Here is a 20,554-nt window from a genome sequence, read left to right on the forward strand (position 1 = left end):
TATTGCTGTGTTTTTCCCACTTGTCACCTCCCCACCCCCCCCGGCGGCCGGGCGGCCGGGGCGGGTCGGCGGCGCCCCCCCCCGGGGGCCCCCCCCACCGAGGCCCCAGGGGCGCGACGCTCAGCCTCTGGAGGCGCTCAGTTCCCGCTCGGGTTCCCGGTCCGGTTCATGCTCCGCCTCGCGGGCCGCGAACGGGCACTGCCAGTCGGCGGGCTTCGGACGGCCGGAGTAGCGCCGGGCCTCGGACAGATGCTCGTACTCGTACAGATTGGGGTTGATATCGCCCTGAAGCTTGATGTCCTGCTTCCGTATCTTCTCCGCCAGCCGATCCCACATCCCGGCACCCTTGATACGGCCGAACTGTTCGTGGGAGTTGAACGCCAGCATCGGAAAGGGAGGCCGCCGGCCGAGCCGGACATGTGTCTCATGCAGGCCGATCACAAAAAACGGATGCCCCGCGACGCTGAACGCGAACTCCCCGGACCGGGGGTCGGAGGAGTACCCCTCAGCCCAGCGATGGGACTCCGCGTCATGCTCGTGCAGCACCTGCAGCTGCTGCCAGAGCAGCCGCTCGAACTCCAGCTCATCCACGCCGCGAGGTTCCGCGAACGTCGCGACGAAGCTGGTGAAGGTCCGAGCGCTCCAGTTCGCCGACCGCACGTACGCCTCAAGATCATGAGCCATGAGCCGGGCCGACTCGTCGCCGCCAAGCCGGCCGTAGTGACGGTGCGTGATCCCGCCCTGGCGCCAGGCGGAGCGGCCCGCCAGACAGGAGAACTTGTCCCCCAGCAAGAATTCCTCGACCTCACCACGCACAGACGCAGCCATGGCCGGCCCTCCTTCCCACAATGCCCCTCCCCGAGGGAGATCAGCTCCTGTACACATGTCAAGGCGCCCGCTCCGGAACCCGTCAGTGGATCCGCGCGTCTGCCCAGGTCAAGCAGTACGGAAGGCCAGCAGGGCCGGGTTTCACCACGGGGTGGGGGAGAGGCACCCCGGTGATTGTCGCTGTGTGAGGCCGATCAACGAAATCCGCCCCTCCGCTTTCCCTTCGGCCGCGCTTGCGGAGCGCCTACCAGCACAACCGAATCTCACGAAGAGTGACCGTCTGTGCGCACTCGGCCGACCAGCGACAACGATCAAAAGGTGGGTGCGGGCGCGCAGGAGGAGCTCCTCCGCCGATCTTGGCGGCGGCAAGGGTCGGGGCCGGATCGACCGGTGCACAGCCATGGCCGGAGCGGGCTCGTCGTGCGGGCTGGGAGTCGGACGACACGAGGCCCCGGCCGGAGACGATCCGGCCGGGGCCTCGGCTGCACCGACGGTCGCCCTGGCGGGGGTTGCTGCGGACGAACCGCGACGACCGGAGACCGCCAGGTGCGTCTGTCCTGCTGGGCCGGCAGGGGATCCGTCGCCGGATCAGTCCTGCTGAGCACTCTTCGGAAGAGAGCGCAACGTCATCGCCGTGCGCGTGCCGTACGCCCAGTCGAGCATCTTCTTGGCGTCCGTGTACCGGTTGCCGTCGTTCAGGACGACACCCACGAGCGTGCGGCTGCCCCGCTTGGCGGCGAACACCAGGCACGGGCCCGCGGCGGTGCCGGTCCCGGTCTTGATACCGATGGCACCGTTGTACGAACCGAGCAGCTTGTTCGTGTTGTACCAGGTGTACGTACGGCCGTTGGTCGCCCGCTGCTTGGTGCTCGCTGCCTTGACGACCGTGCCGAAGTTGCTGTTCATGATGGCGTGGCGGGCCAGCTTCGCCATGTCGCGGGGCGTCGAGAGGTTCCCGCCGCTCTGCGAAATGCCGTCGAAGGAGTCGAAGTCGGTCTTCGACATGCCCAGCGCGTCGGCCCGCTGGTTCATCTTGGAGACGAACGACTTCGTGCGCGCCTTCATCGTGCTGCCCGTCCCGAAGGTATCGGCCAGCGCGTAGGCGGCGTCGCAGCCGGACGGCAGCATCAGTCCGTACAGCAGCTGCCGGACCGTGAGCTTGTCACCCGTCCGCAGATCCGCCGTGCTCGCGCCGTTCCGGGTCACATAGTCCCGGTAGGCCTGCTTGACGGTGATCTTCTTGCTCAGGTTCACCCCACGGGTGTCCAGCACCACGACCGCGGTCATGATCTTGGTGGTGCTGGCCATCTGCCGCCTGGTGTCGGCGCTCTTGGTCCACAGCTGCTTGTTGGGTCCGCTGTCGAGCAGATACGCGCCCTTGGCGGTGATCCCCGATGGACCGCTCGCGGCCTGCGCGGCACTCGCCGGCACCAGCACCGATACAGCAGCCGTCGAGGCGACGAGCGCCATCCCCCACCGGCGAACCGGTCTACCCCCTGCTTTCATCAACACTCCGTTCCCTCGCGTTCACTTGTGAGGCCAGCGAATGATCCCACTGGCTCTTTTGCGAGGGAACGTCGGGGGTGTCTCAGTTCGGCGAAGTAACCCAGTCGAGGGCGATTCGCGTGTCGAATGCGCGCTGGCCGCCCGCGAAGAGCAGTCCGGCCGTACCGAAGGCCGGGTCCCCGGCGGACCCCGGCACGTACGGAACGGCGATGCAGCGCATCCCGGCGCGGTGCGCGGCCTCCGCCCCGGGCGGAGCGTCCTCCAGCACCACGCAGTCGGCGGGGGCCGCGCGGAGCCGCCGGGCCGCCTCCAGAAAGACATCCGGCTCCGGTTTGCCGCACCGGACCTCCTCCGCCGACACCACGGCCGCCATCAGCGGTGCCAGGCCGGTCCTCCCGAGGACCGTCTCGATCGCCGCCCGTGAGGAGCCGGAGGCCACGGCCAACCCGATCCCGGAAGCGTGCAGCGTTTCCGCGAACTTCCGCATCCGCGGGAAGACTTCGGTGGACGCGGCGGCCAGCTCGAGGTAGTGGCGGTTCTTCGCGGCGAGGAGCTCCTCGACCGGCGCGTCGATGGCGTACTCGCGGCTCAGCTCCTCCAGCGTCTCGCGCGTGCCGATCCCGATGAACCGGGTGTGCTGCTCCCAGCTGAAGTCGGTGACGCCGTACTCGGCGAGCAACCGCCGCCCCGCTTCGTAGTAGTTGGGCTCGCTGTCGACGAGGGTGCCGTCGAGGTCGAAGATGACCGAGGTGGTGCGGGGCGTACGGGATGTGCTCATGCCCTCAGCATGCCAAGGCTTCCGGACGGGCCCGGAGGCGGCCGTTCCCGAGGTCAGCGGGGGCTCCCGGAGGCCCGTCCCACTGCCTCGACCAGCGGCAGCATCCGGTGCGGTACGCGCTCGCGCAGCGCCACCTCCGTACGGGTCCGCACCACGCCCGGCAACTGGATGAGCCGCTGGATGACGTCCTCCAGATGGCCGTTGTCGCGGGCGACGACCCTCGTCATCAGGTCACCGCCGCCGGTGATCGAGAACGCCTCGATGATCTCCGGGAGCTCCGCGAGCGCGTCCCCCACCTCGTCCAGGTGGCCCTGCGTGACCTCGATGTGAACAAAGGCGAGGACCGGGTGGCCCAGCGCGGCGGGCGAGAGCCACGGGCCGGACCCGGTGATGACCCCCTCCCGCTCCAGCCGCCCGAGCCGGGCCTGCAGGGTGCCCCGCGCGACACCGAGGATGCGGGCGTACTCGCGCACGCTCGTACGCGGCTGCTCCAGCATCAGTCGCAGAATGCTCGCGTCCAGCCCGTCCACGGCAGCCATGGGCCATCGGCTCCCTTCCGCTCGGCTGACCAGCCTCTCGACTGTACCAATGGCTCAGCTCGATGGACGCCGGTTGAGCCATTGACCCCTTGAATGCTTTGCTATCTCTATAGATGGCGTTGCAGGGCTGCGTCGGACGGCGAGGGAGCCGCTTCCGTACCCCGCAGCGCCTTTGCCATGTCTGCGTGAGGTGAAGGGGGCGAGGAGACCGCTGTGAGAGGAATGTTCGTGGCGCCCGACCCGGGGCTGCTCCGGCTGCGCACCTCGGCGCGCGCCGTCCTCGGGGTCGGCCTCGCCGTCGCCGCCGCCGAGCTCTCCGGCCTGTCGCTTCCCGCCTCGATCACCAGCGGGCTCGCGGCGCTGCTCGCGCTCTTCACCGTCACCGACCCCACCGTCCGCCGGCAGGCCGTCAGCACCGCGCTGCTCCCGGCCGTCGGCCTCCCGGTGCTGGCTCTGGCGACCTCGTTGCACGGGTTCCCCTGGCTGCGCGATGCCGCCTTCCTCGCCGTCGTCTTCTTCGGTGTGCACGCCCGGCGCTGGGGGCCGCGCGGCCAGGCCCTCGGCATCTTCGCCTTCATGATGTTCTTCGCCACCCAGTTCCTGCACGCCGTCCCCGGACAGCTGCCCGAGCTGTACGCGGCCGTGCTGATGGCGCTGGGCGCCTCGTCCGCGGTGCGGTTCGGCTTCTGGTGCATCGAACGGCGCGATCCGCCGCCCGCCGTGCCCGCACCGCCCGGCGGCCGCCGCCTGTCCCGCACCACGACGCGGCAGGCGTTCCAGTGCACTCTCGCCTGCGCACTGGCGCTCGGCATCGGCCAGGCCATCTCGGACGAGCGCTGGTACTGGGCCGTCGGCACCACCTGGTGGATCTTCGTCAACACCGCCTCGCGCGGGGAGACCCTCGTCCGCGGCTTCCGCAGGGTCGTGGGGACGGTTGCCGGGATCGCCGTCGGACTCGTCGTGGCCGTTCCGCTGCACGGCGCGCCCGTACCCACGGCCGCCCTGGTCGCCCTCTGCGTCTTCGGCATCTTCTACACCGCGGCGCCCTCCTACAGCTGGATGATGTTCTTCGTGACGGTCATGGCCGGGCTGCTCTACGGGCTGCTCGGCGTGCTCCACCCCGGTCTGCTCGCCCTGCGGTTCGAGCAGACCGCTGTCGGGGCGCTGGCCGCCGCCCTGGCCGTGGCCGTCGTCCTGCCGGTCACCACCCACGCGGCGACGGACGCCTGGATACAGCGCGCGCTGCTGTGCGTACGGCTCTGCACGGCGGAAGCCGCCCGGCGCCTGGGCAGGGACGAGGCCGCGGACCCGGCGCCGCGCGTCGCGGAGCTGGAGCAGCTGCTCGGCCGGGTCCGCACCTCGCTCGCTCCGCTCGTGCACCCGCTCAGCCCCCTGAAGGCGCGCAAGGCCCGTGCGCTCCAGGTCATCGAGCTGCTCGACGACTGCGCCCGGCAGGTGCGCGGCCTGGCCGAACTGGCCGCCGACCCCGACGCCTCGCACGACACCCGGCTGACGGCGGCGTGCCGGCGGGTGGAGGCCGCGGTGGAGGGGCTGGTGCTCCCGGAAGGGGACCGGGCCGCCGTCTCGCCCGCCCCGGCAGCCGAACCGCATCATCACCCGGGGCTCGAGCGGGCCCTGGTTCACCTTCACGGACTGGAAACGGCGCTCGCGGAGCTCGCCGCGCCGCTGCGAAGCAACCCGCGCGCCCCTCTCCCGTCCTCCTGACCCTGCGCGCAGCGCCCTTCGGTCATCTGCTCCTCCTTCACGATGCGGACGACGACTTCGCGTCGTCCATGGATGCCGGGACCGCGAGCGGGTTCCAGTAGTCGCGGTAGTGCGTGATGAGGCCGTTCTTTTTTCCGGTCACCCGGCCCTACGGGCCGGATATTGGTCCAGACCTACTGCTACCGTCGGCGGACGGCACGGGAGCTCTCGGCACAGCAGCTCACGTACCGGCGGACTCCCGTACCAGCGGACTCGCGTACCGGCGGAGAGGGGCGGCGCAGTGGGCGGCAGCAGGTATGGACGTCCGATACGGGCCTACATCGGCTCCTTCACCTCGGCGGGCGGCGACGGCATCACCACGGCGGCCGTCGACCCCGGCTCCGGAGCGCTCACCGCGCTGCACACCACGGACGTCGTCGCCGACCCGTCCTTCCTCGCCCTCGCGCCGGGCGCGAGCATGCTCTACGCGGTGAGCGAGACCGAGAACGGCGCGGTGGCCGCGCTGAGCCTCGCCGGCGATCCGGACCGGCCTGTCGTGGCGAGCGAGGCCGTTCCGGTGGGTGACGGGCCCACCCACCTCACGCTCACCGACGGACACCTCGTCACCGCCAACTACGGCTCGGGCAGCGTGACATCGATCCCGGTCGGTACCGACGGCACCCTCGCGCGAACCGGCCACGTACTGCGGCACGAGGGCGGCGGCCCGGATCCGGAGCGGCAGCAGGGCCCGCACGCCCACGCGGTGCTGCCGGACCCCTCGGGGCGGTGGCTGCTCTCGGTGGACCTCGGGACCGACTCGGTGCGCGTGTGCCCGCTCGACCCCGTGTACGGGGCGTCGAGCGTCCATCGCGAGCTACGGCTGCGGCCGGGCTCCGGGCCGCGTCACCTCGCCTTCCACCCGCGCGGCGATCGCGCGTACGTGATCAACGAGCTGGAGCCGACCGTCACCACCTGCGGCTGGGACGCGGTGGCGGGGAAGTTGGAGCCACTGGGTGAGACCTCTGTTCTCGCCGAGGGCGCCGGCGGGAGGACATACCCCTCGGAGGTGGTGATCGCACCGGACGGCCGCTTCGCCTGGACCGCGAACCGGGGGCACGACAGCATCACCGTGCTCGCCCTCGACGCCTCCGGCGACCGGCTGCGGCTGGTGGGCAATGTGCCGTGCGGCGGCCGCTGGCCCCGGCATCTGGCCCTCGGTCCGTCGGGCCGGCACCTCTATGCGGCCAATGAACGCTCCGGGGACGTCACCTGGTTCGACGTGGACGAGTCGACAGGCTTCCCGCACCGTGCGGGTGCCCTGTCCGTCCCGGCCGTCTCGTGCGTCGTGTTCGGCTGACCCCTGTGTCCGCCTGCGGACGGGGCGGCAGGCTCGTGCCGTGCTCCGCCCGGTCAACAGGCGAGGGCCGGTGCCCCTGTCGCGGGGTCCGGCCCTCGTGCCGTATCAGGACGGGCCGCTCGCGGAGCGCACCGTCACCGTGCGGGGGAGCCCTGCGTCAGCTGAGAGGCGATGCCCAGTGCCGCCGCGTACTGCGAGAGCACCAGCCTGCCGATCGCCGGGTAGGCGCCCAGAACTTCTCCCGAAACGCATCCGGCCTCGTCCGCGGCCGCCTTGAGCAGGCCGTCCGCGACCTCGGGGCCGATCAGGTACGGCGCGAGCGCCAACTGCTCCGAGCCGGAGCCGCGCAGCTGCTCGGCGGCCCCGTTGACGGAGCCGTCCACGTCCAGGGCCGCGGCCAGCACCGGCACCGCCAGGCGCGCGGCGAGCAGCATGCCGGTGATCCCGGCGGCCTGTACGGCCTCCTCGCCGCCGACCGTGGCCAGGACGATGCCGTCAGCGGCGGTGGCGACGGTGAACAGGCGTGCCCGGTCGGCGCGCGCCAGACCGGCCTCCGACAGCCTTACGTGCAGCGCCTCGGCGAGCAGCGGGTGCGGGCCGAGCACATCGGTCAGCTCGGCTGCGGTGCGGCTCTCCATCACGGCCTGGCGTATCCGGCGCATCAGCGCGCTGTCCGGGCCGGCCAGCAGCGGAACGACGACGGCGACCGGGCCGTCGTCGTCCTGCGCGACACCGCCCTCCGCCCCCTCGATACGCCGCAGCTCGGCGGCGCGAGCGGCGCGTTCCGCGCGCTCCGCGGCCGCGTGGGCCAGTACCGACCCCAGCGCCGGGAACTCCTCGTCGTCCCCGTCCAGATAGCCGATGCGGGCGTCCAGGCCGGGCAGCTCGGAGCGCGCGATGCTCACGACCTCCTCGGCGAGGCTGCGTGTGTCGGACCCGGGGGTGCCGGGCACGGCGAGTACCAGAGCAGGCGCACCCTCGGGAGCCGCCAGGGGCTCCGGTCTGCGGTGCCGCCCTGTTTGGCGGGGACGCGGCATTCGTACGGGCAGGCCGGATGCCGGCCCTGTGGGGGTGCTCATGGCGCCGCATGCTAATGCCTTCGACGGCTCTGTTGTTCGGGGAGGGGGCAGCTGTGCGGCATCCGTCCCGATTTTTCCGGTGCTTCCTTGAACCTTGCTTGAATCCTTAAGCGTTCGATGGTTTCGGCAGGTGAAGCAGCCGGGAGTCGACCGGCAGGATCAGGCGGTCGGTGGCGAGGGCCGCGGCGATGCACAGGGCGCCGTCGAGCGGATCGCCGGCTGCCGTCACGCGGCGGGCGTACGGCAGCTGCCGGGACAACTCGTCACGCAGCGGGGCCAGCAGAGGTTCGCCCATCCTGAACAGACCGCCGGTCAGGGCGAGTTCGCTACCCCCGGAGCGCGGGCAGACGGCAGCCATGGCTTCGGCGATGCTGCGGGCGGCATCCCGCAGGATGCCTGCCGAAACCGGGTCGTCCCCGGCGCAGCGACCGACCTCGGGCGCGAACGACGCGAGCACGGCGGGCCGGTCGGTGCGTGGATAGAGCAGCCCCGGCAGCCCGGCCGCCGGGCCGAACGCCGCTTCCAGCCCGGCCAGCAGTGGGGCGGATCCTCCGCTGCGGCCGTCGTAGGCCCGCAGGGCGGCCTCCAGGCCGGCCCGGCCGATCCATGCCCCGCCGCCGCAGTCGCCGAGGAGATGTCCCCAGCCGTCCGCCCGTCGCCAACTGCCGCCCGGGGTACGGGGGAAACGGCGGGCGGCGGGGGAGTCGGAAGCTCCGGAGGCGCCGGCGTCGACGTTCCCGGAGGTGCCGGGGGTGCCGGAGGCGTCAAGGTTTCCCCTGACGTCCGGGGTGCCGGAGGCGTCAGGGGTGGCGGATCCGTCGAGCTTTCCGGAGATATCGGCGACATCGGAGACCTTCGGTGTTCCGGAGACGTCCGGGATGTCGGGAGTGCCGCTTACGGAGGTGCCGAGCGTCGCGCCCAGCGCGATCATGCCGGTTCCGGCGGCCGCGATCGCCCCCTGACGCTGGCCGAGTGCCCCCGCGTAGGCCGTTACCGCGTCCGCCGCCAGAGCCAGGCGCCTCGTCCCGAGGTGCTCCGCCAGCGCCCCGGGCAGCGTGGCACGCAGATCGTCGCCGAGCGAGGCCATCCCCGCCGCCCCGACGGCGACCGCTGCCACCCCATCGGCGCCGACGCGCGCCAGCAACGCGCGGGCGGCAGGCAGTAGTTGCTCCAGCAGGTGCCTGGCATCGATGCCCGCGGGGGCGGTGCGCACCGGTTCCCGGGTCGTCAGGGTGCCGACGGGCTTCGCGTCGGAGGCACGGGCCAGCGCGACCCGCAGGCCCGACCCGCCGGAGTCGACCCCGAGCACCCACCCGGGCGGGAACTCCGCCGCCGTCACAAGGCGCACCCCGCAGACAGCCGCGCGCCGCCGCTGCCGCATTCCCGACGCGGGCCGCGGTCCGGGCGGCGCAGCCCCGCAGCCCCGCATCCCGCTCCTTGCCTCCGGAACCCGGGACCCGAGGCGGGACACCCTTGCCGCCGCCCGCCTGCACCGCCCCGCGAGCGAAAGCGACCACACCCTTCTGAGGTGCGGAAACGTCCGTACGCGACCCCGTGCGAGAACGGCTCTGCGCCGTTGGCGCCCCCTGCGCCGAAGGCCGGTTCCGTACGGCGGCACACCCCGCGGTCTGCGCCATACCGCCGCTGATGCCGCCGCTGATGTCCGTGCAGGCGAGGGACCGCCGGACAGTCCCCGGCTGCGGGCATGCTCCGGCGGCCCCCGAGCCGAACGGTCACGGAAGGCGCCAGTCGACCGGCTCCGCTCCCTGACGCAGCAGCAGGTCGTTGGCGCGGCCGAAGGGCCGCGAACCGAAGAAGCCCCGGTCGGCCGACATGGGGGAGGGGTGGGAGGACTCCACGGCGGGCAGATCGCCGAGCAGCGGGCGGAGGTTGCGGGCGTCCCGGCCCCAGAGGATCGACACCAGCGGGCGGCCACGCGCGACGAGCGCCCGGATCGCCTGCTCCGTGACCTCCTCCCACCCCTTGCCGCGATGCGCGGCGGGCTTCCGGGGTGCCGTGGTGAGCGCCCTGTTGAGCAGGAGCACGCCCTGCCGGGTCCACGGGCTGAGATCGCCGTTGGACGGCCGGGGCAGACCGAGGTCGGTGTGCAGCTCCCGGAAGATGTTCTCCAGGCTGCCCGGCAGCGGGCGCACCTCCGGAGCCACCGAGAAGCTCAGTCCCACCGCGTGTCCGGGCGTGGGGTACGGGTCCTGGCCGACGATCAGTACCCGTACGTCGTCGAACGGCTGCTGGAAGGCGCGCAGCACGTTCGGCCCGGCGGGCAGATAGGTCCGGCCCGCGGTGATCTCCGTGCGCAGGAAGTCGCCCATCGCGGCGATCCGTCCGGCCACCGGCTCCAGGGCTTTCGCCCATCCCGGCTCGACGATTTCGTTCAACGGTCGTGCAGCCACGGGGCGTCACTCTACTGGCTGAGCGGGCTCCTTCCGCACGCGATGCCGACCGCGGCCGGCGGCGGCTCGCGTGGCTCAGACGATGGCGGCGGCCCGTACGCACAGGACATCCGGCAGATGGGACGCGATCTGCCGCCAGCGGTCCCCGTCGTCCGCACTCGCGAAGACCTCACCGTTGCGGTTCCCGAAATACACCCCCGCGGGGTCGGAGTCGTCCACGCACAGTGCGTCCCGCAGCACGGTCCCGTAGTGCGCGCCCTCCGGGAGCCCCGCGCCCAACTCCTGCCACGTCGCCCCCGCGTCGTCCGTGCGGTAGACCCGGCACCTGCGTCCGGCGGGCACCCGGTCCTCGTCGGCGTTGAGCGGGAAGACGTAGGCCACGTCCGGGCGGCGCGGATGGGCGACGACCGGGAAGCCGAAGTCGGACGGCAGCCCCTCGCCGATGGACGTCCAGGAGGCGCCGGTGTCATCACTGCGGTAGACGCCCCAGTGGTTCTGCAGATACAGCCGGTCGAGGTTGACCGCGTCCTGCGCGATCTTGTGAACGCACTGTCCGAAGACCGGGTACGGGTCGGGCAGGAACGTCGCCTGCACCCCGGTGTTGGACGGCGCCCAGCTCGCCCCGCCGTCCAGCGAGCGGAAGACTCCCGCAGCGGACACCGCGACCGTCACCGCGTCCGCGTCCCGGGGGTCCGTGATCACCGAGTGCACGGCGAGACCGCCGCCCCCGGGCATCCACTTCTCCCTTGTCGGGTGGTCCCACAGGGGCCGTACCAGCTCGAAGGTCTCGCCCCCGTCCTCGGAGCGGAACAGGGCGCCCGGCTCGGTGCCCGCGTACACCACGCCGGGCGCGGCGGGTCCGGCCGGATGCAGCTGCCACACCCGCTCCAGCGAGGCCCCGGTGTCCCTGGGGAACTTCACCGCGGGCTGCGTCGGCTCCTGCCAGGTCGCCCCCAGGTCGTCGGAGTGGAACACCGACGGCCCCCAGTGCGAGCTGTCCCCGCCGGCCAGCAGCCGGGGGGTCTCGCGGCGGGTGTCGATACCGACGGAGTAGATGGCCTGTGCGTTGAAGTGGGGGCCGTCGAACTGCCAGTCCCCGCCGCCGCGTCTGCCGACGAAAAGCCCTTTGCGCGTGCCAACCGCTAGTAGAACGTCGGTCATCGCCGACCACCTCCGGACGCCGTTGTCGAAGTCAGGGCCAGTCTGCACCCGACCACTGACAACGGCTCCCGGTCCGTACGTCACCGCAGGTCAGGCAGCGCGGTGGTACTGCTGCGGAGCGGCGACCGCGCCGCCCAGCTCCCGCGCGGCGTGGCGTGCGAAGTACGGGTTGCGCAGCAGCTCGCGACCCAGCAGCACGGCGTCCGCCTGCCCGCCCCCGACGATCTTCTCGGCCTGCTGCGGGTCGGTGATCTCTCCGACCGCCGCGGTCGGCAGCCCGGTCTCCCTGCGCACCCGCTCCGCGAACGGCACCTGGTAGCCCGGACCCGTCGGGATCCGTGCCCCCGGAGCGTTGCCTCCGGTGGAGACGTCCAGCAGATCCACCCCATGGGCGAGCAGGTCCGCGGCGAACCGCACCGTGTCGTCCGCGGTCCACCCTGTGCGCTCGTCCTCCGCGTTCTCGGTGAGCCAGTCGGTGGCCGAGATACGGAAGAAGACCGGAAGCTCCTCGGGCCATACCTCCCGTACGGCGTCCACCACTTCGAGCGGGAAGCGCGTCCGGTTCTCGTACGAGCCGCCGTACTCGTCGGTCCGGTGATTGGTGTGCGGGGACAGGAACTCCCCGATCAGATAGCCGTGCGCGCCGTGCACCTCGACGACCTCGAAACCGGCCGCCAGAGCCCGTCGCGCCGCATCCGCGAACTCTCCCACGATCTCCTTGATCCGGTCCGTCGTCAGCTCCTCGGGGACCGGGTGCCCGTCGGCGAACGGCAGCGGGCTCGGCGCCAGCGGCTGCCAGCCGTGCTCGTCGGCACCGAGCGGTGCGCCCCCGCGCCACGGCTGGTCGGTCGACGCCTTCCGGCCGGCGTGGGCGATCTGGATCCCGGCGACAGTGCCCTGCTCCTTGAGGAAGGAGGTGATCCGCCGGAATGCCTCGACCTGGGTGTCGTTCCAGATCCCCAGGTCGGCGGGGCTGATCCGGCCCTCCGGGCTCACGGCCGTGGCCTCGACCAGGATCAGCCCGGTGCCACCGGTGGCGCGTGCGGTGTAGTGCGAGAAGTGCCAGTCGCCCGCGACTCCTGCGTTCGGTCCGAAGACCTCGGCGGAGTACTGGCACATGGGCGCCATCCAGATGCGATTGGGGATGGTCAGCGACCGCAGCGTGCAGGGCTCGAAGAGGGCACTCACGAAGGACTCCATTTCGTCTGGCGCAGCCGGATCGGCCACCTAGTACGATACACATCGTACTACGGCGAACGTCAAACTATCTGTCCCCCGCAGGCGCTTGCCTTCGAGTGCCCGGCCGGCGCTCGGAAGTCCCGAAGTGTGTGATGTCGCGCGTCTCGCGCGACTCTGCACCGGGTTTCTTGTTCCTTTCCCGTCGTCCCGAACGCTCGCAGTGGAACGAGGGGCCGGCTGATCGCTGACTGCCAAGTCCCCCACGGGGAGGCGGGAGAACGTCCGCCGCGGCGCCGAGTCCTCCTCGGAGGAGGCGCCGAGGTCACCGGCCGGCTCGCGGCCGGTGACAGCACGGGTCGACTACGGGACTCTTCGCGGACGGCTCGGTCGGCCTGTCGCCGGCCTGTCGTCGGGCTCCGAGGGTCTTGTCCGTGCGGAGGGTCGACTGCCCGTCCGGGCCGGTCGGGTTGCGCGCGGACTCACAGGCCGTGCCGACGGTCGCCGAGCACGTGCTCGCAGACCTCGCGTTCCGTCTGCGGAGAGAACGGGCCGCGGCGGGCGGCGACGGCCTGACGGGTCTCCTCTGCGGTCAGGTCGGCGTTGATCGCCCCGGCGGCGCGCCCACCCGCGGCAGCGGCGCCGACCACCTGCTCGGTCGGGTTGGCGACATTGCCTGCCACCCACACCCCGGGAACCTCCGTCGCCCCGGACGGGTCGGCGGCGATGCAGCTGCCGATCACCTGTCCGGCCATCTCCTGATCTGTGGTCTCCAGCCCCAGGTGCGTCAGGAAGCCGGCGCGGGCGGTGAAGCGCGGGCCGACCACGAGCGCCTGGCACGGCACCACGGTCCCCCCGGCCAGACGCACGCCGCTGAGCCGGTCGTCCGTCACCTCCAGTCCGGCCACCACTCCGTCCACCACGGCGATGTCGCGGGCGGCCAGCTCCTCGTACTCCTCGTCGCCGGGCTCGGGCTCGGTGTGCAGGAACAGGGTCACGTCCTTGCTCCACTGCCGCCACATCCGGGCCTGGTGGACTGCCAGCGGTCCGGTGGCCAGGATGCCGATCGCCTGATCTCGAACCTCCCAGCCGTGGCAGTACGGGCAGTGCAGCACGTCGCGTGCCCACCGTTCCGCCACACCGGGCACCTGAGGCAGCTCGTCGACCAGCCCGGTGGTCACCAGCAGCCGGTCCGCCAGGGCCGCGGACCCGCCTTCGAGTACCACGCGAAAGCCCCCGCCGCCCTGGCGCTCGACCGCCACGACGTTGCCCTTCACGATCTCGCCCCCGTAGCCGGTCACCTCATCGCGGCCCGCGGCGAGCAGCTGATCGGGCGCCACCCCGTCGCGAGTCAGGTAGTTGTGGGCATGGGCAGCGGGAGCATTGCGTGGCCGGCCGGCATCGATCACCAGCACCGAGCGGCGCGCCCGCGCCAGGGTCAGAGCCCCGCTCAGTCCGGCGGCGCCACCCCCGATGACCACCACCTCGTAACGCCGCTCCTCACCCGAAGCAGCGGCAGTCAGGGTCTGCTGTGTTTGTGCGCTCATACGAAGCACCTCCGGGGGAGATACTTCGACCGCTCCTCAGCTTTGGGCAAACATTCTTGCCAAGATGGCAAGCCGTTGACGGCTTCTTCGCCGCCGTTGTGACGGTGAGCTGCCCCAGGGTGTCGCTCCACGGGCCGGTTTGCCGAACCGGCAACACTTCTCGCGCCCGCCTCGGTGCAACCTCATGATTGCTACGGAGACGCCGCGTACGGATCCTCACCAGAACGCATTCTCCTGTCGCCGTACCGACGTGACCACCGACAAGAGCTTCCAGGAGGAAGTATGCCGCAGCCCACCCAGCCGCTTTCCGTGCCGGAGTTGGACGTCGAGCACCGGTTGGCGGACGTCCCCGGTGGCCGTATCCATCTGGTGGAACAGGGCAGCGGCCCGCTGGTCCTTCTGGTCCATGGTTTTCCCGAGTCGTGGTACTCGTGGCGCCACCAGCTCCCCGTGATCGCCGCGGCAGGCTTCCGCGCGGTCGCCATCGACGTCCGCGGCTACGGACGCTCGTCGAAGCCCCACGATGTGGAGGCCTACCGCATGCTGGCCCATGTCGCCGACAACGCCGCCGTCGTACGCGCCCTCGGCGAACAGACCGCGATCGTCGTGGGCCACGACTGGGGATCGCCCATCGCCGCCAACTCGGCGCTGCTCCGCCCCGACGTCTTCACCGCCGTGGGGCTGCTCAGCGTTCCCTACGCGCCCCGAGGCGGAGCCCGGCCGACTGATGCCTTCGCCCGGATCGGCGGGAGCGAGGAGTTCTACGTCAGCTACTTCCAGGAGCCCGGTCGGGCGGAGGCGGAGATCGAGCTCGATGTCCGAGGGTGGCTGGCGGGGTTCTACGCCGGGCTCTCGGCCGGCACGATGCCGCCGGCCGGTGACGGCAGCCTCTTCTTCGTCCCTGAAGGCGGAAAGCTCTGCGACCGTTTCGTCGGCGACGCCCTGCCCTCCTGGCTCACGGAGGCTGATCTCGACGTCTACGCGGGGGAGTTCGAGCGGACCGGACTGACCGGGGCGCTCAACCGCTACCGTAACGTCGACCGGGACTGGGAGGATCTCGCCGCGTGGGACGGGGCACCGATCACGAAGCCCGCGCTGTTCATCGGGGGGGAGCTCGACGCTTCCACGACCTGGATGTCCGACGCCATCAAGGCGTACCCCACAACCCTCCCCGGCCTGGTCTCCTCGCACATCCTCGAGGGCTGCGGTCACTGGGTCCAGCAGGAACGGGCCGACGATGTCAACCGGCTCCTCGTCGACTGGCTGCAATCCCTGCCCGGCCACGTACGGGGGCAGTACCCGCGGTCTTGAGGCACACCCAGCTTTCTCAGGACACCATGACGGTCCGACCCCGTTCGTCCGGGCGACACCGGCAAAGACCGGCCCCAGGCTCTGCTCGATCCCATCGAACCCTTCCCGGGCCTGAACTCATCCGCAGTCAGCCACGATTGGCACGTCCACCGACCGGAAACCTCACCGGCCGAAACCGCGGTGCGATGTGGTGCCGACCCGGGTAGCGTCTGCGCTCATGGCGCCTTCCCGCATTCGCCCTCCTTACGACGCCGACGAGCGGACCCAGCTTGTCGGCTGGCTCGACATGCAGCGCGCGATCATCCAGTGGAAATGCGAAGGGCTGTCCGACGCGGACGCCCACCGTTCCGTCCTTCCGACCTCGCCCTCTATGACGCCGGCGGGTGTCGTCTCCCACATGCGTTGGGTCGAGCACCTCTGGTTCGAGGTCATCCTGCTGGGCCGGCCGGCGAAGGGGCCTCGTTTCGATGACGGGCCCGAGGATGCCGACATGATGGTCGAAGGCATACCCATCGCACAGCTCCTCGAGGAGTACGACCGGCAGTGTGCGGTGTCGAACGAGATCATCGCGGCCCGTTCGCTGGACGATGTGGGCCGGCACCCGGACTTCCCCGCTGCTGCCGCCACTCTGCGGTGGATCTTGCTCCACATGATCGAGGAGACCGCCCGGCACGCCGGTCACATGGATGCCATCCGGGAGCTCGTCGACGGCGAAATGGGCTATTACTGACTCAGCGCCAAGCCCCCGGAGCACAGGCGGCTTGTGTGTCGTGGACCGCGCACAACGCCTAGCCGTGCGCCCCTCCCAGCTCGCGCAGGACCTTCGTGGTGAACTCGTCGAGGGGGTAGAAGAACTCGATGGCCAGTTCCGACAGGGTCACATCGGCCGGGGCGCCGAACGTGGCCATGGTGCTGAACATTGACAGCTCTCCCAGCGGGGTTCGGACTCTCAGCGGTACCTGAACCGGGCCCGGCCCCCCTGCCTGGGCGCCTGCCTGGGCCGTCTCCTCGCCCGCGAGGACCGGATACAGGCACACCTCCTCGTACAGCGCGCGTAGTTCCGCGTCCCCGGTGGCGTTCACCTGGCGGAGCAGCCGCTCCAGGAAGAGGGACCGGATCTCGCCGAGGTTGGCCAGCCGCGGGCCCAGCCCGTCCGGGTGCAGGGCCAGCCGGAACACATTCGGCTGCGGCTCCAACAGATGCGGCGGTATGCCGTCCATGAGTACGGACATGGCCCGGTTGCCGATCAGGACGTTCCAGCAGCGGTCGACCACGACGGCAGGGTACGGCTCATGCGCCGTCAACATGGTGTCGAGCGCGGATCGGACCGACGCCATGTACTGGTCGTCGAGACTGCTCTCCCGGTACGCGGGCGCGTAGTCGGCGGACAGCAGCAGGGCGTTGCGCTCGCGCAACGGGACGTCCAGGGCGGCGGACAGGCGTAGCACCATGCTCCGGCTCGGGCGCGCGCGGCCGGTCTCCACACAGGACAAGTGCCGTGCGGAGGTGTCCGCCAGGTGGGCGAGGTCGAGCTGGCTGAGCCTGCGGCGCTGCCGCCACACCCGTAGCAGGACACCCACCCGGGACCGCTGCTCCACATCCATGCCGGCAGAGTAACCACCCTTGGATCACAGAAGCCATGACCTCTGAGGTCATTGAGTCCAGGACCCTCGTGATGCCAACGTCTCCCAGGCCGGGGTCCCGTCAGGTCCAGGCCCGGCCCACAGACCGAGGAGACACCTATGACGAACACGACCACGACAGCCCGGCGCGCCCCGGCCGGCAGTGCCGCACCGGACCTGCTGCGTACCAGCCTGCGCATCGACAGCTGGAACACCGCCGCTTTCGGCGTCATCATGCTCGCGGGCAGCAAGTGGCTCAGCGATCCGCTCGGCCTGCCGACCACGTGGTCCGTCCCCTTCGGGATCGCCATGCTGGGCGGGGCCGCCGCCCTCGGCCTGATCGTCGGCTACCCCCGGATACCGTCCGGTCTCGCCGCGACTGTCGTCGTGGTCAACGCAGTGTCCTGTGTGGGGCTCATCCTGCTCGCGTTCACGGGCGTGTTGCCGCTCACCGGCCTGGGATCCGCCTTCATGGTCGTCGGGGCGGTGGTGGTCGCGGTCTTCGCCGAACTCGAGTTCATCGGCCTTCGCCGCTCCAGGAGCGTCGCTGTGGCCCTATGAGGCGTGCCGGCCTGTCGCGGACCTGCCGTCCGTTGGCGAGGCGCCCACTGCCCCAGTTCCCCCCGTCTGCCTGACGGCGGGGGCTGGCGCGTTGGGGTAGTCAGGATCAGTTCGCTTCATTCCGGCCCCCTGGTGGATCGTCAGGTTCCGAACGATATCGGGCGCGGGGTGGCCGAACGTCCCGGTCCCGAAGTTCCCATCCCCGTCCGTGGGCGGGTCGTTGGTCTGCTCGCGTCGACGCGAATGGGGTCGGCATTCGCTCTCAGCCGGCGAAGCGGCGGACGTACCGCTTCTGCCAGGGCGTCTCGACAGCGCGGGTGTCGTAGTTCCGGCGCACGAAGTCCACCGCCTCGTCGGCCGGTACTCCGTCGAGGACGGCGAGACACGCGAGGGCTGTGCCGGTCCGTCCACGGCCACCACCGCAGGCAATCTCCACGCGTTCGACATCCGCACGAGTCCAGGCCTCCCCGAGGACTGCTTGGGCCTGTGCATGACTGCTGGGCAGCCTGAAGTCCGGCCAGCGCAGCCACCGGACCTCCCAAGCGGCCGGGGAGGGCTGCTTGCCGAGCAGATGGACGGCGTAGGCGGGCGTCGGACCGGCCGGAAGCGGTCGGCGGAGTGCCCGGCCTCGGACCAGACGTCCGGAGGGCAGCTGCAGGACTCCGGCGTCATGGGGCTTCCAGGTCTCGGTCACGAGTTCACCGTAATCGCCGGCGGTCGTTATGCAGACGGAGCAGGTACGCGCCCGCCGCCGAAGCCCGGTATGTGCCCGGCGAGCCGTCGTACGCTGCCTGATGGCAACGTTTCAGGAGGCAAGGAGCGGCGCTCCACCTGATGTACGGACGATGATCCAGCACCGGGCCCAACGGCCTGGGCGCGGAGCTCGCGATCGCGTGCTGGTGGCTAGGGACCGAAGTGGAACCGCACGGTGGTGCCGCCCTGCCCCGTATGGATACGGACGAGGTCGGAGACCTGGTGGACCAGCAGCAGCCCACGGCCGCCGAGCTGATCGCGCTGCGGCGGGCGGCGTCCGGCGAGCGGGTCGCTGAGGTGGCCCCCGTCCTCGATCTGGCACACCACTTGCCCGTCCTCGGCCCAGACCCGTACGGTGCCTGAACCGCCGCCGTGCACCACGCTGTTGGTGGTCAGCTCGGCCACGGCCAGAGCCAGGTCGTCCAGACGCCACCCGGTCAGACCGAGCTCTCCGGCCTGTCCGACCGCGAAGTACCGGGCGCCGGCGAGGTGGTCTGCGGCGAAGGTGAAGGCGGCGGCCCCGGCCGGGGGTGGCAGTGGCTGGTTGTAGGTGGCCACGACATGTTCGGGGGAGTACGTATCGCTGGTGCGTTCCCGGCCGCCGTCGACCACGACCGGGTGCGTCGCGTGGGCGTCGGCGAGCACCTCCGGGTCCAGCCGAGCGGCGTCGTAGGGGCACAGGATGGTGACCGCACGGCCGGTGAAGGCCAGGTTGATCAACGCCTCGTGCTGCACACACGCCGGGTACTCGGGCTCCGTGCGGCCTGCCCAGATCGGCTCACCGATGATCCGTACACGCCCGTTGGCGTGCCGGTCGGCGAAGGCCCGCAGCACCCCGGGGATGATCCGCCCCGGATTCCGCCCGGCCTGGGTCATGTCGAGGAACTGCACGCTCTCGGCGCTCCGGCCCAGCTCTGTCTGCAGCAGCTTCAGGTTGTCGCCGGGGACAGCCACCGCCACGGGCTCGCCCGCGGCCAGCCCCGCGCGGACGAACGGCACCGTTCCCGCCAGGTACGCCTCTTCCTCCCGGTAGAACAACGCCGGGTGCACGAAGGGATCGGCGTCGGCAACGATCTCAGCGCTCAAAACGTCGTCACCTCGATCGCCGGCAGGTCGGGCCAGAACAGCTCCAGAGTGCGTCGCAGGGCCGGTGGCGGGTGGTCGAGGACCATGCGCCGGCCGGAGTCCAGGCTCTGGGCCGCGACCGCGAGAGCCGACGCCCCCGCGACATCGATGAACGTGACCCCGGAAAGCTCCAAGTAAACGTCGTCGCCCCGGCCGACGAGAGTGGTCAGCTCACGCTGCCACGCCGTACGCGTGTTCAGGCTGACCTCTCCGGCAGCCCGCACCCCGATCCGGTCCGCCAGCGGGCGGACTTCCAAAACGGCCGTGCCCTGCGGTGATGACGCCGCCGGCAGACCCGCACCCTGTGGCACGTCCACCCGCTCCTCTCGGAACCTCGCGATGCCTATGCCCTGCTGTGCCTGCCCTGCTGTGCCGCCACGCCGGACGCCGCAGGGAGGTGGCGCCCGACATCGATACGGGCACCTTACCGACGAGCGGTCTCCGCGGTACGCCGGACGAATGATGCCGGGGAACGCGATCGGCAGTACCGACGCCCGGCTGCGGCCGGCGCGATATCCACCGTAGTACGCCAGATGCCAAACTACGACGAATTTCGTACAATGGAGTATCTGCAGATGACGAGGAGCCGGTCATGACCGCGACGACCACGATGCCGAACCGCGCGCTGGAGCATCCGGCGCGGGATGAGATCCGGCTCGAGCAAGTCCTGCACGCGCTTGCGGACCCCATCCGGCTGAGTATTGCCGGCTGTCTCTCGGGGGCCGATGAGGGGCTCCCTTGTTCGGCCTTCGACCTGCCGGTCAGCAAGTCCACCGCGACGCACCACTTCCGGGTGCTCCGCGAGAACGGCGTGATCAGCCAGATCTACCAGGGCACCGCCAAGCTGAACGCACTGCGCCGTGCCGACCTCGAGGCGCTTTTTCCCGGCCTGCTCGACAGTGTTCTCGAAGGCATCGTCCGTCAGACGGACCGCCTCGGCGAGAGCTGACAACCGCTGCGGAACCCCTGAGCAAGCACCGGAACTCGGGTGTCCCGTCGGTGGGGGCGGGGGGGGGCCCCGCCCGGGGGCAAGGCGGGCCCCCGCGCGCATGGACGAGGCCCGGCCCGGGTACCCGCGCAGCGGCAGGGGGGGCGG

The 20,554-nt window shown here is 71.1% G+C and carries 20 protein-coding genes; 6 read left to right on the plus strand and 14 right to left on the minus strand.

Annotation, left to right across the window (positions count from 1 at the left end; all coding sequences use genetic code 11):
• Positions 1–120: 120 nt before the first annotated feature.
• The 4 genes from gntA to ABZW18_RS30910 all read right to left on the minus strand — a co-directional run bounded on the left by gntA (position 121) and on the right by ABZW18_RS30910 (position 3,651).
• Complete coding sequence (gntA, locus tag ABZW18_RS30895; protein WP_356193886.1) at positions 121–828, minus strand: guanitoxin biosynthesis heme-dependent pre-guanitoxin N-hydroxylase GntA; 708 nt, start codon at positions 826–828, stop codon at positions 121–123.
• A gap of 588 nt (positions 829–1,416) precedes the next feature.
• Positions 1,417–2,298, minus strand: coding sequence for a serine hydrolase (locus tag ABZW18_RS30900; protein ID WP_356193889.1), 882 nt, complete (start codon positions 2,296–2,298; stop codon positions 1,417–1,419).
• Positions 2,299–2,416: 118 nt separating this feature from the next.
• Complete coding sequence (locus ABZW18_RS30905; RefSeq protein WP_356193892.1) at positions 2,417–3,112, minus strand: HAD family phosphatase; 696 nt, start codon at positions 3,110–3,112, stop codon at positions 2,417–2,419.
• A 53-nt stretch (positions 3,113–3,165) separates the two neighbouring features.
• Positions 3,166–3,651 (minus strand): Lrp/AsnC family transcriptional regulator, encoded by a 486-nt coding sequence (locus tag ABZW18_RS30910; RefSeq protein ID WP_356193894.1) that lies wholly within the window; start codon positions 3,649–3,651, stop codon positions 3,166–3,168.
• Between the two features lie 222 nt (positions 3,652–3,873).
• On the opposite strand from ABZW18_RS30910, the gene ABZW18_RS30915 reads away from it, so the two are divergent.
• Positions 3,874–5,376 (plus strand): FUSC family protein, encoded by a 1,503-nt coding sequence (locus ABZW18_RS30915; protein WP_356193928.1) that lies wholly within the window; start codon positions 3,874–3,876, stop codon positions 5,374–5,376.
• Between the two features lie 280 nt (positions 5,377–5,656).
• A complete protein-coding gene (locus ABZW18_RS30920) occupies positions 5,657–6,712 on the plus strand; it encodes a lactonase family protein (protein ID WP_356193896.1) in 1,056 nt (351 codons plus the stop codon).
• Between the two features lie 134 nt (positions 6,713–6,846).
• Here the strand turns inward: ABZW18_RS30920 and ABZW18_RS30925 are convergent, their stop codons facing one another.
• The 6 genes from ABZW18_RS30925 to ABZW18_RS30950 form a co-directional block, all read right to left on the minus strand.
• Entirely contained in the window at positions 6,847–7,791 is a 945-nt protein-coding gene (locus ABZW18_RS30925) for a hypothetical protein (RefSeq protein WP_356193898.1), read from the minus strand.
• Positions 7,792–7,897: 106 nt separating this feature from the next.
• Positions 7,898–9,130 (minus strand): BadF/BadG/BcrA/BcrD ATPase family protein, encoded by a 1,233-nt coding sequence (locus ABZW18_RS30930; RefSeq protein WP_356193901.1) that lies wholly within the window; start codon positions 9,128–9,130, stop codon positions 7,898–7,900.
• Positions 9,131–9,524: 394 nt separating this feature from the next.
• Complete coding sequence (locus ABZW18_RS30935) at positions 9,525–10,202, minus strand: uracil-DNA glycosylase (RefSeq protein WP_356193903.1); 678 nt, start codon at positions 10,200–10,202, stop codon at positions 9,525–9,527.
• Between the two features lie 75 nt (positions 10,203–10,277).
• Positions 10,278–11,363, minus strand: a complete 1,086-nt coding sequence (locus ABZW18_RS30940) for a sialidase family protein (RefSeq protein WP_356193906.1) — start codon at positions 11,361–11,363, stop codon at positions 10,278–10,280.
• Positions 11,364–11,453: 90 nt separating this feature from the next.
• Positions 11,454–12,551 (minus strand): NADH:flavin oxidoreductase/NADH oxidase, encoded by a 1,098-nt coding sequence (locus tag ABZW18_RS30945; RefSeq protein WP_356193908.1) that lies wholly within the window; start codon positions 12,549–12,551, stop codon positions 11,454–11,456.
• Positions 12,552–13,021: 470 nt separating this feature from the next.
• Positions 13,022–14,086, minus strand: a complete 1,065-nt coding sequence (locus tag ABZW18_RS30950; protein ID WP_356193910.1) for an NAD(P)/FAD-dependent oxidoreductase — start codon at positions 14,084–14,086, stop codon at positions 13,022–13,024.
• Positions 14,087–14,368: 282 nt separating this feature from the next.
• Between ABZW18_RS30950 and ABZW18_RS30955 the strand changes: the two genes are divergently transcribed.
• Positions 14,369–15,397: an alpha/beta hydrolase gene (locus ABZW18_RS30955; RefSeq protein ID WP_356193912.1), complete on the plus strand. Its 1,029-nt coding sequence runs from the start codon at positions 14,369–14,371 to the stop codon at positions 15,395–15,397.
• A 217-nt stretch (positions 15,398–15,614) separates the two neighbouring features.
• On the plus strand, positions 15,615–16,127 hold the full coding sequence (locus tag ABZW18_RS30960; RefSeq protein ID WP_356193914.1) for a DinB family protein: 513 nt from the start codon (positions 15,615–15,617) through the stop codon (positions 16,125–16,127).
• Between the two features lie 58 nt (positions 16,128–16,185).
• Here ABZW18_RS30960 and ABZW18_RS30965 read toward each other — a convergent pair whose 3' ends face one another.
• Positions 16,186–17,001 (minus strand): helix-turn-helix transcriptional regulator, encoded by an 816-nt coding sequence (locus ABZW18_RS30965; protein WP_356193916.1) that lies wholly within the window; start codon positions 16,999–17,001, stop codon positions 16,186–16,188.
• Between the two features lie 138 nt (positions 17,002–17,139).
• Here ABZW18_RS30965 and ABZW18_RS30970 point away from each other — a divergent pair, with 138 nt between their 5' ends.
• On the plus strand, positions 17,140–17,580 hold the full coding sequence (locus tag ABZW18_RS30970; protein ID WP_356193918.1) for a hypothetical protein: 441 nt from the start codon (positions 17,140–17,142) through the stop codon (positions 17,578–17,580).
• 262 nt (positions 17,581–17,842) lie between these two features.
• Here the strand turns inward: ABZW18_RS30970 and ABZW18_RS30975 are convergent, their stop codons facing one another.
• The 3 genes from ABZW18_RS30975 to ABZW18_RS30985 form a co-directional block, all read right to left on the minus strand.
• Positions 17,843–18,274, minus strand: a complete 432-nt coding sequence (locus ABZW18_RS30975) for a protein-tyrosine phosphatase family protein (protein WP_356193920.1) — start codon at positions 18,272–18,274, stop codon at positions 17,843–17,845.
• A gap of 209 nt (positions 18,275–18,483) precedes the next feature.
• Positions 18,484–19,419 carry an anti-sigma factor RsbA family regulatory protein gene (locus tag ABZW18_RS30980; protein ID WP_356193922.1) on the minus strand — a complete coding sequence of 312 codons (936 nt, stop codon included), beginning with the start codon at positions 19,417–19,419 and terminating at the stop codon, positions 18,484–18,486.
• Positions 19,416–19,769 (minus strand): STAS domain-containing protein, encoded by a 354-nt coding sequence (locus ABZW18_RS30985; RefSeq protein WP_356193924.1) that lies wholly within the window; start codon positions 19,767–19,769, stop codon positions 19,416–19,418. The genes ABZW18_RS30980 and ABZW18_RS30985 overlap by 4 nt, the downstream gene beginning before the upstream one ends.
• 281 nt (positions 19,770–20,050) lie before the next feature.
• Between ABZW18_RS30985 and ABZW18_RS30990 the strand changes: the two genes are divergently transcribed.
• Positions 20,051–20,407: a helix-turn-helix transcriptional regulator gene (locus tag ABZW18_RS30990; protein WP_356193926.1), complete on the plus strand. Its 357-nt coding sequence runs from the start codon at positions 20,051–20,053 to the stop codon at positions 20,405–20,407.
• Positions 20,408–20,554: the final 147 nt, after the last annotated feature.

The sequence above is a fragment of the Streptomyces sp. NPDC004647 genome (assembly GCF_040609575.1).
In the GTDB taxonomy this organism is placed as follows: Bacteria; Actinomycetota; Actinomycetes; order Streptomycetales; family Streptomycetaceae; genus Streptomyces.

Excerpts from the sequence above, each read along its gene's own strand:
- ABZW18_RS30970 (WP_356193918.1), top strand. The coding sequence starts at position 17,140 with ATGACGAACACGACCACGACAGCCCGGCGCGCCCCGGCCGGCAGTGCC.
- ABZW18_RS30905 (WP_356193892.1), bottom strand. The coding sequence starts at position 3,112 with ATGAGCACATCCCGTACGCCCCGCACCACCTCGGTCATCTTCGACCTC.
- ABZW18_RS30915 (WP_356193928.1), top strand. The coding sequence starts at position 3,874 with ATGTTCGTGGCGCCCGACCCGGGGCTGCTCCGGCTGCGCACCTCGGCG.
- ABZW18_RS30950 (WP_356193910.1), bottom strand. The coding sequence starts at position 14,086 with ATGAGCGCACAAACACAGCAGACCCTGACTGCCGCTGCTTCGGGTGAG.
- ABZW18_RS30940 (WP_356193906.1), bottom strand. The coding sequence starts at position 11,363 with ATGACCGACGTTCTACTAGCGGTTGGCACGCGCAAAGGGCTTTTCGTC.
- ABZW18_RS30900 (WP_356193889.1), bottom strand. The coding sequence starts at position 2,298 with ATGGCGCTCGTCGCCTCGACGGCTGCTGTATCGGTGCTGGTGCCGGCG.
- ABZW18_RS30990 (WP_356193926.1), top strand. The coding sequence starts at position 20,051 with ATGACCGCGACGACCACGATGCCGAACCGCGCGCTGGAGCATCCGGCG.
- gntA (WP_356193886.1), bottom strand. The coding sequence starts at position 828 with ATGGCTGCGTCTGTGCGTGGTGAGGTCGAGGAATTCTTGCTGGGGGAC.
- ABZW18_RS30925 (WP_356193898.1), bottom strand. The coding sequence starts at position 7,791 with ATGAGCACCCCCACAGGGCCGGCATCCGGCCTGCCCGTACGAATGCCG.
- ABZW18_RS30965 (WP_356193916.1), bottom strand. The coding sequence starts at position 17,001 with ATGGATGTGGAGCAGCGGTCCCGGGTGGGTGTCCTGCTACGGGTGTGG.
- ABZW18_RS30955 (WP_356193912.1), top strand. The coding sequence starts at position 14,369 with ATGCCGCAGCCCACCCAGCCGCTTTCCGTGCCGGAGTTGGACGTCGAG.
- ABZW18_RS30910 (WP_356193894.1), bottom strand. The coding sequence starts at position 3,651 with ATGGCTGCCGTGGACGGGCTGGACGCGAGCATTCTGCGACTGATGCTG.
- ABZW18_RS30960 (WP_356193914.1), top strand. The coding sequence starts at position 15,615 with ATGGCGCCTTCCCGCATTCGCCCTCCTTACGACGCCGACGAGCGGACC.